This window comes from Rufibacter sp. JT20002 (assembly GCF_056491185.1).
Genome location: NZ_JBSZJY010000002.1, coordinates 352947 through 367796, shown reverse-complemented (window position 1 = coordinate 367796; position 14850 = coordinate 352947). Strand labels below are relative to the sequence as shown.

At 48.6% G+C, this 14850-nt stretch carries 11 protein-coding genes; 6 read left to right on the top strand and 5 right to left on the bottom strand.

The annotated features are described in order from the left end of the window. Positions 1–7: 7 nt before the first annotated feature. Complete coding sequence (lepA, locus tag ACW9SV_RS11030; RefSeq protein WP_479556818.1) at positions 8–1795, bottom strand: translation elongation factor 4; 1788 nt, start codon at positions 1793–1795, stop codon at positions 8–10. Positions 1796–2027: 232 nt separating this feature from the next. Between lepA and ACW9SV_RS11025 the strand changes: the two genes are divergently transcribed. Beyond that, a complete protein-coding gene (locus ACW9SV_RS11025; protein ID WP_479556817.1) occupies positions 2028–2594 on the top strand; it encodes a DUF1003 domain-containing protein in 567 nt (188 codons plus the stop codon). Positions 2595–2653: 59 nt separating this feature from the next. On the opposite strand, the gene ACW9SV_RS11020 is transcribed toward ACW9SV_RS11025, so the two are convergent. Beyond that, complete coding sequence (locus ACW9SV_RS11020) at positions 2654–3280, bottom strand: trimeric intracellular cation channel family protein (RefSeq protein ID WP_479556816.1); 627 nt, start codon at positions 3278–3280, stop codon at positions 2654–2656. 183 nt (positions 3281–3463) lie between these two features. Here ACW9SV_RS11020 and ACW9SV_RS11015 point away from each other — a divergent pair, with 183 nt between their 5' ends. From ACW9SV_RS11015 to ACW9SV_RS11005, 3 genes are all read left to right on the top strand, one after another. Then, positions 3464–6871 (top strand): methylmalonyl-CoA mutase family protein, encoded by a 3408-nt coding sequence (locus ACW9SV_RS11015; protein ID WP_479556815.1) that lies wholly within the window; start codon positions 3464–3466, stop codon positions 6869–6871. 516 nt (positions 6872–7387) lie between these two features. After that, on the top strand, positions 7388–7516 hold the full coding sequence (locus tag ACW9SV_RS11010) for a hypothetical protein (protein ID WP_479556814.1): 129 nt from the start codon (positions 7388–7390) through the stop codon (positions 7514–7516). 107 nt (positions 7517–7623) lie between these two features. Further along, positions 7624–8247 carry an FKBP-type peptidyl-prolyl cis-trans isomerase gene (locus ACW9SV_RS11005; protein WP_479556813.1) on the top strand — a complete coding sequence of 208 codons (624 nt, stop codon included), beginning with the start codon at positions 7624–7626 and terminating at the stop codon, positions 8245–8247. A 92-nt stretch (positions 8248–8339) separates the two neighbouring features. On the opposite strand, the gene ACW9SV_RS11000 is transcribed toward ACW9SV_RS11005, so the two are convergent. Then, the gene (locus ACW9SV_RS11000; RefSeq protein WP_479556812.1) at positions 8340–8759 is read right to left on the bottom strand and encodes a hypothetical protein; all 420 of its coding nucleotides are present in this window, start codon (positions 8757–8759) and stop codon (positions 8340–8342) included. A 373-nt stretch (positions 8760–9132) separates the two neighbouring features. Here ACW9SV_RS11000 and ACW9SV_RS10995 point away from each other — a divergent pair, with 373 nt between their 5' ends. Further along, complete coding sequence (locus ACW9SV_RS10995; RefSeq protein ID WP_479556811.1) at positions 9133–11079, top strand: KUP/HAK/KT family potassium transporter; 1947 nt, start codon at positions 9133–9135, stop codon at positions 11077–11079. 174 nt (positions 11080–11253) lie between these two features. Here the strand turns inward: ACW9SV_RS10995 and ACW9SV_RS10990 are convergent, their stop codons facing one another. Further along, complete coding sequence (locus tag ACW9SV_RS10990) at positions 11254–13056, bottom strand: M61 family metallopeptidase (RefSeq protein ID WP_479556810.1); 1803 nt, start codon at positions 13054–13056, stop codon at positions 11254–11256. Positions 13057–13181: 125 nt separating this feature from the next. Between ACW9SV_RS10990 and ACW9SV_RS10985 the strand changes: the two genes are divergently transcribed. Further along, positions 13182–13784: a C40 family peptidase gene (locus ACW9SV_RS10985; protein ID WP_479556809.1), complete on the top strand. Its 603-nt coding sequence runs from the start codon at positions 13182–13184 to the stop codon at positions 13782–13784. Positions 13785–14389: 605 nt separating this feature from the next. Here the strand turns inward: ACW9SV_RS10985 and ACW9SV_RS10980 are convergent. Next, entirely contained in the window at positions 14390–14767 is a 378-nt protein-coding gene (locus ACW9SV_RS10980) for a hypothetical protein (RefSeq protein WP_479556808.1), read from the bottom strand. Between the last annotated feature and the right edge of the window lie 83 nt (positions 14768–14850).

Sequence of the window (14850 nt, the reverse complement as noted above, 5' to 3'; positions counted from 1 at the left end):
TCTGAAATCAGTCAAGTTTGAGAACTGCCAGGAACGCTTCCTGCGGAATTTCCACGTTGCCCACTTGGCGCATACGCTTCTTCCCTTTCTTCTGTTTTTCAAGGAGTTTCCGCTTACGGGAGATATCCCCACCGTAGCATTTTGCCAATACGTTCTTACGCAGCGCTTTTACCGTTTCGCGGGCAATGATTTTCTGACCAATTGCGGCCTGGATGGCGATTTCAAACATTTGGCGCGGCAACAGTTCACGCAGCTTCTCGCAAAGGCGCTTTCCCCAGTCATAGGCTTTGTCGCGGTGTACAATTGCGCTTAGGGCATCTACCTTCTCTCCGTTCAGCATGATGTCCAGTTTCACCATGTATGACTCCCGGAAACCAATCAGTTCATAGTCCAGGGAAGCGTAGCCGCGGCTGATGGTCTTCAGTTTATCAAAGAAGTCAAACACGATCTCGGCCAGCGGCATTTCAAAGATCAACTCTACCCTATCTGATGTAAGGAAGTTCTGGGCTTTCAGGATACCGCGCTTGTCCATACACAAGGAGATGATCGGGCCAATGAACTCGGCTTTGGAGATGATCTGCGCTTTGATGAACGGCTCTTCAATGTGGTCAATGAAGTTAGGCTCGGGCATTTCAGAAGGCGCACTTACCGCAACTTCGCCGTCTTTGGTGGTGAAGGCCTTGAACTGCACGCTTGGTACCGTGGTGATCACGGTCATGTCAAACTCACGCTCCAGACGCTCCTGCACAATCTCCATGTGGAGCATGCCCAGGAACCCGCAACGGAACCCGAAACCAAGGGCCGCTGAAGTCTCAGGCTCCCACACCAAGGAAGCATCGTTCAACTGAAGCTTCTCCATAGAAGAACGCAGTTCTTCGTACTCCGTGGTTTCTACAGGGTAAATACCGGCGAATACCATGGGCTTCACCTCTTCAAAGCCTTGGATCTGGATGGTGTCTGGGTTGGCGGCGTGGGTGATGGTATCCCCTACTTTTACTTCTTTCGCGTTCTTAATACCCGAGATTAGGTAGCCCACGTTACCCGCGCCCATCACCTGTTTAGGCTCCTGGTTCAGTTTGAGCACGCCAATCTCATCGGCTTCGTACTGCTTGCCGGTGGCAATGAATTTTACCTTGTCGCCTTTGCGCAGGGTTCCGTTCATGATCCGGAAGTACACCTCAATACCGCGGTATGAGTTGAACACCGAGTCAAAAATCAAGGCTTGCAAGGGAGCATCAGGATCGCCCTTCGGAGCTGGAATCCGGTCACAGATGGCAGCCAGGATTTCCTCAATCCCGATACCTGCTTTACCAGAGGCATGGATAATGTCTTCACGCTCGCAGCCAATCAAGTCAATGATCTGGTCGCTTACCTCTTCGGGCATGGCGTGCGGCAAGTCAATCTTGTTCAGCACCGGAATAATCTCCAGGTCGTTACCGATGGCCAGGTACAGGTTAGAGATGGTCTGGGCCTCAATTCCCTGCGAAGAGTCCACGATCAGCAGCGCACCTTCACAGGCGGCAATGGAACGGGAAACCTCGTAACTAAAGTCTACGTGGCCCGGGGTGTCAATGAGGTTGAGGATGTAGTCCTCGCCTTTATAATGATAGTTCATCTGGATGGCGTGGCTCTTGATGGTGATGCCGCGTTCCCGCTCCAGGTCCATGTTATCCAAAAGTTGGTTCTGCATTTCCCGTTCGGTAACCGAGGAGGTAAACTCCAGCAGACGGTCGGCCAGGGTACTTTTGCCGTGGTCAATATGCGCAATGATGCAAAAATTGCGGATGTTCTTCATACAGATAAATTACAATCAACAAAGATAAGAAAGAAAACGAGCCTCTGGAAGGTAGCGGGAAGCCAAGCTTTACTTTTTTACGTTTCTTGTGCTATTTAGGGCCTGTTTTCTGGAAATTAGCTGAGGAAACTACGTCATTTTCATAGGCTTATACTGATTTTATAACATTCTCATTCTTTCTGACCGCTACTTTTTACAGCCTCCGTATAATTCCCAGTTAAATCTTAATGTCATGGCAGCGAATAAAGAGAATGGTATGTTTAAGGGGTCAGAGGGACACATGGCCGAGATTGTGGAACGCAACATCAAGGCCCTCCTGGCGCGGCGCAAACAGGAAGATGTCTCCCGTAGTTTGTCTGAGCGTATCTCTGATGGCGTGACCAAATTCACGGGCAGCATGCTTTTTGTAGTCATTCACCTTCTGCTGTTTGGCACCTGGATTGCGTGGAACTCTGGCTGGTTGGGCCTGAAACCCTTTGATGAGTCTTTTGTGGTGCTAGCCATGTTTGCCTCCGTAGAAGCCATCTTTCTTTCCACCTTTGTGCTCATCAGCCAAAACCGCTCTAACATCCAGGCTGATAAACGTGCCGATCTGGACTTGCAGGTAAGTTTACTGGCCGAGCATGAGATCACCCGCCTTGTCACGCTGGTCACCGCCATGGCTAAACAAATGGGGATTGATGCGGCCCACGACCCGGAAATAGATGAACTTGCCAGAGACGTTCAGCCAGAGAAGGTACTGGACACCATGGAAAAGCACCAGGACAAGTTAGAACAGATGAAAGTGAAAAACAGCTAAGGCTGATGCTTGCCATCCGTTTACCGCCTCTTTTCTAAAAACAAGGTGCAAACGGATGGTTACTCCTCCGGATTAAGGTTAGGGAAAGCCCACTTCAGGCGAACGGCCAAAATCCGGATCAAGATGATGATCGCGATGGCAATCCAGACGGGAACGCCGGCTGGCACCGGCGCCAATCGCATGAGTAAATAAGCAGCGCCTCCTGCCAGACAGGCAGTGGCGTACACCTCCCGGCGGAAGATCAGGGGAATTTCGTTGCACAGGATATCACGCACCACCCCACCAAACACCGCCGACACCACCCCCATCACCAAAGCAATAAGCGGCGGCACCCCTAAGCGAAGGGCTTTCTCCATGCCTAGCACCGTGAACAAGGCGATTCCCACGGTATCAAACAAAAACATGGTCCTTCTGAACCGGCCTATTTCCTTTCTGAACAGCAGCGTCACCATCACGGCAATGAAGACCGTCACCAAAAGCCGCTCCTCCTGAATCCATACGGGTCTCAGATTCAGAAGTAAGTCGCGCACCGTTCCGCCCCCCAGCGCTGTAGCAAACGCGATAACAGATGCCCCAAACGGGTCTAGCTTTTTGTCGATGGCCGTTTGCGTGCCACTAATGGCGAACACAAAGGTGCCGACCACGTCAATAAAAGGAATGAGCGCTAAAGGAGGAAGTTCGGGCATGGACAGCTTTTTTGGTAAACTACGCAAAAGCGCCCACCCGCGGTACCCGTTTCTGAACGAAAGCCGTTTCGAGGCTGTTTTAGCAATTGTACCCCAGAAACGCCAGAAGAGAGTTTACGCCACCTCCTCCATTCTATCTGAAAATTCGTACTTTCGCATACCGTTCACTAGCTAACCTAACAAATGTCAGTTACTACTGTACAACCCTACAAACCGGTTAACCACATCCGCATTGTCACTGCCGCCTCTTTGTTTGACGGCCACGATGCGTCTATCAATATCATGCGCCGCATCATTCAGGCGTCTGGCGCCGAGGTGATTCACCTGGGCCACAACCGCTCCGTGCAGGAGATCGTGGATTGCGCCATTCAAGAAGATGCCCAAGCTATTGCTATCACCTCCTATCAGGGCGGTCACCTGGAGTACTTTAAATACATGTATGACCTGCTCAACGAGCGCGGTTGTGGCCATGTACGGATCTTTGGTGGTGGCGGAGGTGTGATTTTGCCTACCGAGATTGAAGAGCTGCACGGCTACGGCATTGCCCGCATCTACTCCCCGGATGACGGACGCGCCATGGGCTTGCAGGGCATGATCAACGACATGCTCCAGAAGTGCGACTTCCCTACCGGCCAGAATCTGAACGGCGAGGTGAAGCACCTGAAGGAAAAAGACATCAAATCCATCGCCCGTCTGATCTCCGCCGCTGAGAACTTCCCTGAGGAGTTTGCCCGGGTAAAGGAGCAGTTGCTCTCTGGTGTTGACCAACAATCATCTAACGGAAAGCAACTGGCTACCCCGGTGCTAGGAATCACCGGAACCGGTGGCGCCGGTAAATCTTCTCTGGTGGATGAGTTGGTTCGTCGTTTCCTGATGGATTTTCAGGACAAGACCATTGCCATCATTTCGGTGGACCCGTCTAAACGCAAAACGGGTGGTGCCCTCTTAGGTGACCGAATCCGGATGAATGCCATCAGCAACAGCCGCGTGTACATGCGCTCGCTGGCTACCCGCCAAAGCAACCTTGCTTTGAGCAAGTATGTTCAGGATGCCGTAGACGTGGTGAAGGCCGCCAACTTTGATTTGATTATTCTGGAGACCTCCGGAATTGGTCAGTCTGATACGGAGATCATTGAGCATTCAGACGCCAGTTTGTACGTGATGACGCCCGAGTACGGGGCGGCCACCCAGCTGGAGAAAATTGACATGCTGGACTTCGCAGACATCATTGCCTTGAACAAGTTTGACAAGCGCGGGGCATTAGACGCTTTGCGTGACGTGAAGAAACAATATAAGCGTAACCACCAGTTGTGGGACGTGTCTGATGATAAAATTCCGGTATTCGGGACCATCGCCTCGCAGTTCAACGACCCAGGCATGAACCGTTTGTACAAAGCGGTGATGGCTAAGATCTCTGAGAAAACCGGAGTGGATTTTGACTCAAAGATTCAGGCAACCGGCGAGATGTCAGAGAAAGTGTACATCATCCCTCCTGCTCGTACCCGCTACCTTTCGGAGATCGCGGAGAACAACCGCAGCTATGACAAGTGGGTGCAAGACCAAGCTTCTATCGCTCAGAAACTGTACGGCATTCGCCAGTCCATTGAAGCAATTCAGGCCATTGAGGTAGAAGATAAAGACCGCTTGATTAAAGGGTTAGAGTACGCCTACGAAGAAACGGCTTTAAGACTATATGGGCAGAACAAAAAGCTGCTGGAAGCTTGGTTAGAGAAACGCCAGAGCTACAAAAATGAGTTCTACGAGTTCAAGGTACGCGATAAAGTCTTACGAGTGGCTACCCACACCGAGAGCCTTTCCCATTTGAAGATTCCTAAGGTAGTTACCCCGCGTTATGAGGCTTGGGGCGATTTGCTGAAGTGGAACCTGCAGGAGAACGTACCTGGTGAATTCCCTTACACCGCGGGCGTGTTCCCGTTCAAACGTGAAGGCGAAGACCCAACCCGTATGTTTGCCGGCGAAGGCGGACCAGAGCGCACGAACCGCCGCTTCCATTACGTAAGTAAAGGGTTGCCTGCCAAGCGCTTATCTACGGCTTTTGATTCCGTTACTTTATATGGCGAAGACCCAGATCTGCGCCCGGATATCTATGGCAAAATAGGTAACTCCGGCGTAAGCATCTGCTGTCTGGATGATGCTAAGAAGCTGTACTCGGGCTTCAACCTGGCCCACCCGATGACCTCGGTGTCCATGACCATCAATGGTCCGGCCGCTATTTTGACCGGTTTCTTCATGAACGCCGCCATTGACCAGCAGTGCGAATTGTACATCAAGGAAAATGGCTTGGAAGAAGAAGTAAATGCCAAGATTGAGGCTATTTTCCTGGAATTAGGTCAAAAACGTCCTCGGTACCAAGGTGAGTTACCGGAAGGAAACGATGGCTTGGGATTGATGCTATTAGGCGTGACTGGTGACCAGGTATTACCGGCCGACATTTACGCTCAGATCAAAGAAAGAACATTAGCCTCGGTACGTGGTACCGTGCAAGCCGATATCCTGAAAGAAGACCAGGCGCAGAACACCTGTATCTTCAGCACCGAGTTCTCGCTGCGTTTGATGGGTGACGTACAGCAATACTTCATTGACCACAATATCCGGAACTTCTACTCAGTGTCCATCTCGGGCTACCACATCGCGGAGGCAGGTGCGAACCCTATCTCCCAGTTGGCCTTCACGCTGGCAAATGGCTTCACCTTTGTGGAGTACTACGTGAGCCGCGGCATGGACATCAACGCGTTTGCACCTAACCTGAGCTTCTTCTTCTCTAACGGCATTGACCCGGAGTACGCTGTGATTGGCCGCGTGGCCAGAAGAATCTGGGCAAAGGCCATGAAACTGAAGTACGGGGCCAATGCCCGCTCACAGATGTTGAAGTACCACATCCAGACATCCGGCCGCTCATTACACGCGCAGGAAATTGACTTCAATGACATCCGGACTACTTTGCAAGCGCTTTATGCGATTTACGACAACTGTAACTCGCTCCACACGAATGCCTACGATGAGGCCATTACCACGCCTACGGAGGCCTCAGTACGCCGGGCCATGGCCATTCAGCTCATCATCAACCGTGAGTTGGGCTTAGCTAAAAACGAGAACCCGCTGCAAGGTTCCTTCATCATTGAAGAACTGACGGATTTAGTAGAGGAAGCTGTATTGCTGGAGTTTGACCGCATCACCGAGCGCGGTGGCGTGTTGGGCGCGATGGAAACCATGTACCAACGCGGCAAGATTCAGGAAGAAAGTTTGTACTATGAGACTTTGAAGCATACCGGTGAGTACCCCATCATTGGCGTGAACACCTTCCTGAGCAGCCAGGGCTCCCCTACTGTGATTCCATCAGAAGTGATCAGGGCTACGGAGGAGGAAAAGCAGTACCAAATCTCCATGCTGCAGGAACTTCATGCGCGTCATGCCACTGATACTCCAGCCCGTCTGAAACTATTGCAGGAAGTAGCGGTGCAGAACGGCAACATCTTTGAAGCCATTATGGAAACTGCCAAGTACTGCTCTTTAGGACAAATCACTAATGCCCTTTTCGCCGTGGGCGGTCAGTACCGACGCAACATGTAAGGTTCTCATGGTAAGCACATAAGCTTAACTAAGAATACCTTTTTGTTTATTTTCATGAAAGGAGCCTGTAAATACAGGCTCCTTTTTTATTAATCAAACCAGACAGTATGGCTAGGGATCACCTATTGGCTCCTCTTCCCGATAGCTGGATGATGAACGCACCCACTTGCATTCCCAATTGCAAGTGGGTGCCGAGGACTTTGCAGGCAAGTTTATGTCTCAGCCTTTAAACCAAGCCTTCCTGGTCACAAAAGAAATAGAATACGCTTGGTTGAAGCACAATGTGGTGGAGGTAGATATTTCAAGTACTTTTTATAGCAACTTTATCCGCAAAAAATAAAAAGCAAGTTGCTCTAAATTTACCCTGTTGGCTTTTTATTCATTTTTGTTTAACTTACTAGAAACAAGCACTTTCCGACATTCCATTTTTAATACAAGCTTAATAATAAATTAAATTTTACATCAAACAAATTGTAGATTTTTACGTTCTAAATATAAACCCTTTAAGGTAATGCCATGAAAGCTATCACCACCATCTCGTCTATTTTAGTTATTGGCGCTCTGGGCTTCTTTGCCACTTCCTGGTTGTCGCCTGGCAACATCTCGCTGGATCTTTCTGAAGAAGATATCCATCTTTATCTGTAAAAAAACTCTCCCGGTACAAGCTCAAGACCCCGCTTTGACGGGGTTTTGTGTTGTTAGGCCACCCAAATTCGGCAGAAACCGTACCTTTACCTTACAAAAGATAAACTATGGAATTAAAAGACCTTTCACAGAAAATCAGCTACATCATTGGCCGTGACATGGCAGCCAACTTTGCCAAGCAAGGGATTGAGGTAGAACCAGAAGCATTGCTTTTCGGCTTAAAAGATGCGTTGAGCGGCTCTCCTTCAAAACTAGACCAGAATGAAGTGCAGCAAGCCATGATGCAGTTACAGATGCAGATGCAGGAGAAGCAACAAGCATCGGCAGGGGCCTCGGGTGAGCAAAACAAAGCCGAGGGCGAGGCTTTCCTGAAAGAGAACAAAGAAAAAGAAGGGGTGCACGCTTTACCTAGTGGATTGCAATACCAGATCTTGGAAAGCGGCTCAGGCAAGACCCCTTCCAGAAATTCAAATGTGACAACCCACTACCACGGCACCTTGATTGACGGTACTGTCTTTGACTCTTCTTACGAGCGCGGCGAACCCGCTTCTTTCCCGGTAAGTGGCGTGATTGCCGGCTGGACCGAGGCTCTTCAGTTGATGAAGGAAGGAGACAAATGGCGTCTGTTTATCCCAAGCAACCTGGCTTACGGGTCAAGAGGTGCCGGCGGAGATATTGGACCAAACGCCACCCTCATCTTTGACGTGGAATTGATCACCGTTAACAACTAATGTTCAATTGCTTGTGAATAAAAGAGGCCTTTCTATCAAGTAGGAAGGCCTCTTTTATTTTCCAGAATCTATCTAGTAGAAAGGTAAGGAATTTAAGACTGAACCGAAGATTCGTTTTCTAACCAATCCATAGCTTCCCCCACTTGGGTAAAGTAATTGATAGTAAGGGGAAGATTGAATTTACAAACCCGGTTCAAGGAGTATTCATGAATCATCTGTTGGTATTTCAGGTCAGACATCACTAAGGCCACGTGTATTCCTTTCGGAACAAAAGAACTGTCGTCACTTTGAAGCATGTTTAACTCCCACTCCTCGGCTTCTGCCGAAAGGATACTTCTGCGGCAGGTATTGATCAGACATTTATCTAATTGGTGCTCCTTTATCAAGGCAAATAGCTCAGTAATCCCTTTCTGGCATTCTTCCAGACCAACATCTCTTTTCCACTTCAACATAGCAATGCTTTTAGAAGCTTCTAACCATACTTTAAAAGACTCAGTCTCTGCTTGAATCATATAATGTTTTGGATACAAATTTTAATTAATCTAATTTATAAAGTTATATTTTCTTTATATTTTAATTTATTCAATCTAAACTATGACTTTTATTATAAACTTCCAAATTTACTTTAGTATAGTACAAGTAACCACCTTTAAATGTGCGTTAGGGTCTATTCTTGAGTAAAAACCTAATGCAGAAAGGAAGAATTGCCAACTAAGGTGAGCTGCTGAAATTCAATTCAGGAATGTATTGAATTTGATTGGAAGCTATTACTTTTGCCCACTTTCTTCAAAGGACGGCTAAGGTCGGATTTCTAGCCAGAAAGGAAGTTTGCTTTGCCTTTAGGCTTAGATTATTACGGAAGCTAATATTTAGAAGAAAACGAAAATGAATAACACTAGCCACTCTCAACGAGTCTCGGGTGCAGGTTTGCTCATTGCTTTAGGCATCATTTACGGCGATATTGGAACTTCTCCCTTATACGTGATGAAAGCCATCATAGGGTCCACGCCCATCAATGCCACTCTGGTGTATGGCGGTATTTCCTGCGTAGTTTGGACACTTACCCTACAAACCACCATCAAATATGTGGTGCTTACCCTTCGGGCCGACAACAAAGGGGAAGGCGGTATTTTCTCTTTATATGCGTTGGTGAGGCGTCACGCCAAATGGCTTACCATCCCGGCAATGCTGGGGGGCAGTGCCCTGCTAGCTGATGGGGTCATCACTCCTCCTATCTCGGTCTCCTCCGCTGTGGAAGGTCTGCTCCTGCTGAACCCAGATATACCTACTGTGCCCATTGTCATCAGTATTCTGGTGCTCCTCTTCCTTCTGCAGAGTTTCGGGACCCAGATTGTGGGGAAAGCCTTCGGACCGGTTATGTTTATCTGGTTCAGTATGTTGGCTACCTTGGGGGTATTGTCCGTTCTGGAGCATCCAGAAATCCTGAAATCCTTGAACCCCTACTACGCCTACGACTTACTGGTGAACTACCCGGGTGGGTTCTGGCTTTTGGGAGCGGTTTTCCTGTGTACTACTGGTGCCGAGGCCCTTTACTCAGACCTGGGACATTGCGGAAAGGGCAACATCCGGATTAGCTGGGTTTTCGTGAAAATATGCCTTTTACTTAACTACTTCGGGCAGGGCGCCTGGTTGATGCAGTACGAGGGGAAAGAGCTGGTTTCTTTGGGAACTACCAACCCTTTCTATGGCCTGATGCCAGATTGGTTTCTGCTCATCGGGATCATCATTGCCACCATTGCCGCAGTTATCGCCAGCCAGGCCCTTATTACCGGCTCCTTTACCTTGATTGGGGAAGCCATCCGGTTGAACATGTGGCCTAAGGTGCGCCTTATTTACCCCACCAATGTGAAAGGCCAGCTGTATGTCCCTAGCATGAATTGGCTGTTGCTTTTAGGCTGTGTGGGCGTGGTGCTTTATTTTGAGGAATCTGCGAACATGGAGGCCGCCTATGGCCTTGCCATCACGGTGACCATGTTAATGACCACTACCTTGCTTAGCTATTACCTGCTGACTCGCCGGGTGGCCAAGCTATGGGTGTTTCTTTTCTTACTCGTTTACCTGACCATTGAGGGATCATTCCTGCTGGCCAACCTTATTAAGTTCCCACACGGCGGCTGGGTGACCTTATTGATTGGCTTCCTGTTAATTGCGGTGATGTACATCTGGCTTAAAGCCTTCTATATTAAACGCCGCCTGACCGAGAATGTGCCTCTGCCGGAGTACGTTTCGGCTTTGCGGGAACTCAGTGAAGATGACTCCATCCCTAAATACGCGACCCACCTGGTGTTCATGACCAGTGCCGATCGTACCACCGAGATTGAGTCTAAGATCATTTACTCCATCTTCCAGAAAAGGCCCAAACGAGCCGATATTTACTGGTTTGTGCACGTGAACACCATGGACGAGCCGTATACCATGGAGTACAAAGTGAATGTACTGGCCGAGCAGGATGTGGTGCGGATTGATTTCCGGCTAGGTTTCCGGGTGGAGCAACGCATTAACCTGTTCTTCCGGAAAGTAGTGGAAGACCTGGTGAAAAACAAAGAGGTGGACATCACCAGCCGCTACAGCTCCCTGAACAAACAAAACCTGATTGGGGACTTCCGGTTTGTGGTGCTGGAGAAGTTCCTAAGCTACGAGAACGACCTTCCCTTTTGGGAGAACACCATCATGCAGTCGTACTTCAATATAAAGCAATTCACCACCTCAGAAGGCAAATGGTTTGGCTTGGATACCAGCTCAGTAAAAATTGAAAAGGTGCCTTTGATTATTAAACCAGCGCGCGAAGTGGAATTGAAGCGCATAAAATAAAAAGCAGGCTGTTCGGGTAGAGGCTCTAAGTACACCAGGAGGATCAGATATCTGAAGGTTTAGAAGCTAATTATCTGAAAATCGCCCTAAAACAGAAAGGCCGCTCTAATGAGCGGCCTTTCTGTTTTAGGGCGATTAGTTTTGAGCCTGTTTTAGTGAAAAAGCCCTATTCCTCTATTTGGCGCTAGTCCATTTAAGGTAGCTTTTCTTCTGCACGTCTGTTGGTGAAGGAAGCATATCTGCCCGGTATTTAAGGGTCTGGTCTTTCAGCAACGTTACGGGAAGGATCATCAACTGACCGCTTCTGTTCACCACCAGTTCAATCACGTCTCCAACGGCATAGGCCGGAATAGACTTGTTGATGTCATCAGAAACCCGGTACCCGTTCATTCCAATGATCTCATCATTTACATTCAGGCCAGACTGCCAGGCACTTCCGTTGCGGGTGACGGTGGTCACTACAGGTCGGCCGCTGGCGGCTGAAATTCCGGCTCCTAGCAAAGGTTGGTTTGTGCCTTTGTTCACGTCATTGAGGGTGATACCTACGGCATTGAAGAAACTATTGTAGTCTGGGGTTTCCACGCCATACACGTACCGTCTGAAGAAATCGTCCATGGAGCGTCCGGTAAACTTCTCGATCCCCTGTTGGAACTCCTTATCGGTGAAACCGCGGTCCTTCTTCTTGTAGAATTCATTATACAAGGCTCTCATGGCATCGTCCAGGCTTTTGGCGCCGTTGGTGGCTTTCAGAATCTCCAAATCCAGAAGCATTCCTAAGAGGCTTCCTTTGCTGTAGTAAGAAAGGTGGGTGTTGTAAGAGTTCTCATCGGGGCGGTACTGCTTGATCCAGGCATCAAAGCTGGACTGGGCCGCCGATACCACTTTGTTGCCCGGGGTATTCTCAATGCTGGTGATGCTGCTGGAGATTCTGTCAAGGTATTCGCGGTCAGAGGTAAAACCAGCCCGCTTCAAGATCACATCGGCGTAATAGGAAGTGAACCCTTCAGACACCCACAGCATCCTGGAGTAATTCTCCTGGTTGTAGTCAAACGGTCCTAAAGCGATCGGGCGCAAACGCTTCACGTTCCATAAGTGGAAATACTCATGCGCTACCAAGTTCAGGAAGCCTTCATAGCCCCGCTCCGTTCCATAAGCAGTGCGGGTGGCGTGCAGCGTGGTAGAGTTCAGGTGCTCCAAGCCACCGCCTCCGCTTTGCAGGTTATGGACAATGAACAGGTAGTAGTTCACCGGCAACTCACCAAATACTTTGGCGGCTTCTTCGGTCACCTTTTTCATGTCGGCCGTAAGGCGGGCGGCATCGTAGTTGGCATCGCCGTACATGGCTACCTCATGCTTCACCCCGTTGCTTTCAAAAGAAAGGATCTCATGGTTTCCAATCTCAATGGGAGAATCGGCTAAGACATCGTAGTTTGGCGCTCTATAGGTAAAAGGCTGCTCAGTTACAGTTGGTAGCCCGGTAGATACCTTGCTCCATCCTTTAAAAGGAACCACGGTCAACGTGGAAGGCAGGTCTTTGCGCCCCTCGGGGTACATGAACACGCTGGTTCCATTCAAATAGCCGTGGCTGGCGTCAATGAAACTGGTGCGTACACTCAATTCAAAGGCGTACACCTTGTATTTAACGGTTACGTCTTTCCCGCCGGTGGCTACCCGCCAAGTATTCTTGTCTACTTTCTCTGAAGTTAGCTTGGTGTTTCCGGCAAATGCCTCAAAAGCCTCTACGTTCTTGGGAAACTCCCTTATCAAATAGGACCCGGGCGCCCACACGGGTAAGGTCAAGTCCAGGTTTTTCCCGTTGAAATCTTCCAGGCGCATTTCCACCTCAAAGTAGTGGGTCTGAGGTTCTGGCATGGAAAGCCGGTAAGAAAGCTTAGGAGCAGCATAGGCCGACGAAGAAAAAGCTAGGGCCAGCAGCACCAGTACTCCTGTAGCCCAGGAATGGATTATTTTTTGCATGGTAATGTTTAGGTAGTTTGGAATAAAATCGAATAATACAGCTAAAAAGCCGCTAAACCAAAGGAGTAGGTACTTAAGGTAACCGGTGAAGGTGGTAAATACGTATGCACGACAAAGGATTTAATATGAAAAAAATATGGATCATTTTTGGTGTGCTGCTCACCGGACTTCTGGTGTACAAGGTTTTTCTGTCCCCTGGTGATCTGGAAGGTGCAGGCATAAAACGTACCAGTTTAGACGGGCGCGACAAAGAATTTCATGATGACTCTGCCAGTACCAAACCTATCTCTGGAGGCGAGGCTTCTCCAGGCCTCGGGGTGCTGAAAGGAAATTACGCCACCAAGTCTGACAGCGTGGTGGCTTTTGCCCTGCAACGTTACGGAACAGAATACACCTATGGGGGCGTCACCGAGGAAGGCTTTGATTGCTCAGGCTTTATCACCTACGTGTACAACCATTTCGGGATAAGTATTCCCCATGGCTCTTCGGCACAAGCCAAACTTGGGGAAACAGTTTCTGTACAGGAGGCTAAAAAAGGAGACCTGATAATTTTTACCGGCACCAACCTGGAGGACCGCACCCCTGGCCACGTGGGGATCATTATAACCAATCCGCCAAAATCTGTTCAATTTGTTCACTCCTCTTCCAACGGAGGTGTAAAAGTAAGTGAACTGGAAGGCACCTTGTATCAGAAGCGCTTTCTGGATATCAGAAGAGTTTTACCGTAAATTACTCCTACCTTGTTTCTGGTAAGTTTTTGGTAAACCTGCCTTAAAAGAGTAACAAATAAGCTCTTGTGTTTTGAAGCCGAGCGTATTTCCACCTTTGTATTTTCTGATTTGTTTCTTTGCCAGATAAAAACTTAACGCTGAAGTGGATTATGCCGGGCTCAAGCCTTTTGCTAAAAGAAAGTTAAACTCCTTTTATCCAAAAGCTAACGTTCTGAAGGTCAATTACAAATAGAATACTTTATAGAAACAAAAGGGCAAAAAAATACCCGGCCACTGCAGTAGCCGGGTATGGAATCCTTTGAAATGGTATCAAGCGACACGAAAGAGAACTGCCTCTCAGTCGCATGGGCTACCTCATGCCGGATTCGCCAGTAGACAAAGTCTAGTTAGCAAGCTTCAACACGGTTAACGGTTGACACATGAGCTAGGCTTAATACATTTTTACTGGGATTAGACACTTTTACCTCCTTTCTTTTAGTCCGACATAAACCCATCCGCTTTGCCAAATAAATTATGGTTTGGCGAGAGAGGCCCGGAGCACTCGCTTCCGTTTTATAAAGTTAAAAGACGAAAAGATAGTTCAAAAGGTTTGATGAAAAATTTTATGTTTTTACGAGCCTTTCTTTTTTCGGCTTATTGAAGAAAACCCATATCCAGGCCATAGCCAGCAAGAACTCGCCAACGGCGTCTAGCAGGTAGATACCCAAGATCACATCATTAAGGGCGTATCGCACATCAATAGCCCCTAACCCCACTGCACTGAAGAACCCCAGTAACTCAGGACTTTGCTCTTCCCTCTCCTGGAAGGCCGCCGCTAAGAAGGTCGCGCCGATGACTAACACCAGAATACCTACGGTCACTACCAGCCACACTTCGTTCTTGGGACCGGTGACGGCTAAGAAACTAGGCATGTGCAGCAAGGGCCAGATACCGGTTATTGCATAGTAGATTCCCTGAGAGATCAAAAGTATTTTCCGCATGATTCTTTGTTTAGAGCGCCCTTCACAGCCTCTTACGAGAAACTTAGGAGCAGACATTAATTTGGATCATAAATTGCTTATAT

Excerpts from the sequence above, each read along its gene's own strand:
- lepA (WP_479556818.1), bottom strand. The coding sequence starts at position 1,795 with ATGAAGAACATCCGCAATTTTTGCATCATTGCGCATATTGACCACGGC.
- ACW9SV_RS11025 (WP_479556817.1), top strand. The coding sequence starts at position 2,028 with ATGGCAGCGAATAAAGAGAATGGTATGTTTAAGGGGTCAGAGGGACAC.
- ACW9SV_RS11020 (WP_479556816.1), bottom strand. The coding sequence starts at position 3,280 with ATGCCCGAACTTCCTCCTTTAGCGCTCATTCCTTTTATTGACGTGGTC.
- ACW9SV_RS11015 (WP_479556815.1), top strand. The coding sequence starts at position 3,464 with ATGTCAGTTACTACTGTACAACCCTACAAACCGGTTAACCACATCCGC.
- ACW9SV_RS11010 (WP_479556814.1), top strand. The coding sequence starts at position 7,388 with ATGAAAGCTATCACCACCATCTCGTCTATTTTAGTTATTGGCGCTCTG.
- ACW9SV_RS11005 (WP_479556813.1), top strand. The coding sequence starts at position 7,624 with ATGGAATTAAAAGACCTTTCACAGAAAATCAGCTACATCATTGGCCGT.
- ACW9SV_RS11000 (WP_479556812.1), bottom strand. The coding sequence starts at position 8,759 with ATGATTCAAGCAGAGACTGAGTCTTTTAAAGTATGGTTAGAAGCTTCT.
- ACW9SV_RS10995 (WP_479556811.1), top strand. The coding sequence starts at position 9,133 with ATGAATAACACTAGCCACTCTCAACGAGTCTCGGGTGCAGGTTTGCTC.
- ACW9SV_RS10990 (WP_479556810.1), bottom strand. The coding sequence starts at position 13,056 with ATGCAAAAAATAATCCATTCCTGGGCTACAGGAGTACTGGTGCTGCTG.
- ACW9SV_RS10985 (WP_479556809.1), top strand. The coding sequence starts at position 13,182 with ATGAAAAAAATATGGATCATTTTTGGTGTGCTGCTCACCGGACTTCTG.
- ACW9SV_RS10980 (WP_479556808.1), bottom strand. The coding sequence starts at position 14,767 with ATGCGGAAAATACTTTTGATCTCTCAGGGAATCTACTATGCAATAACC.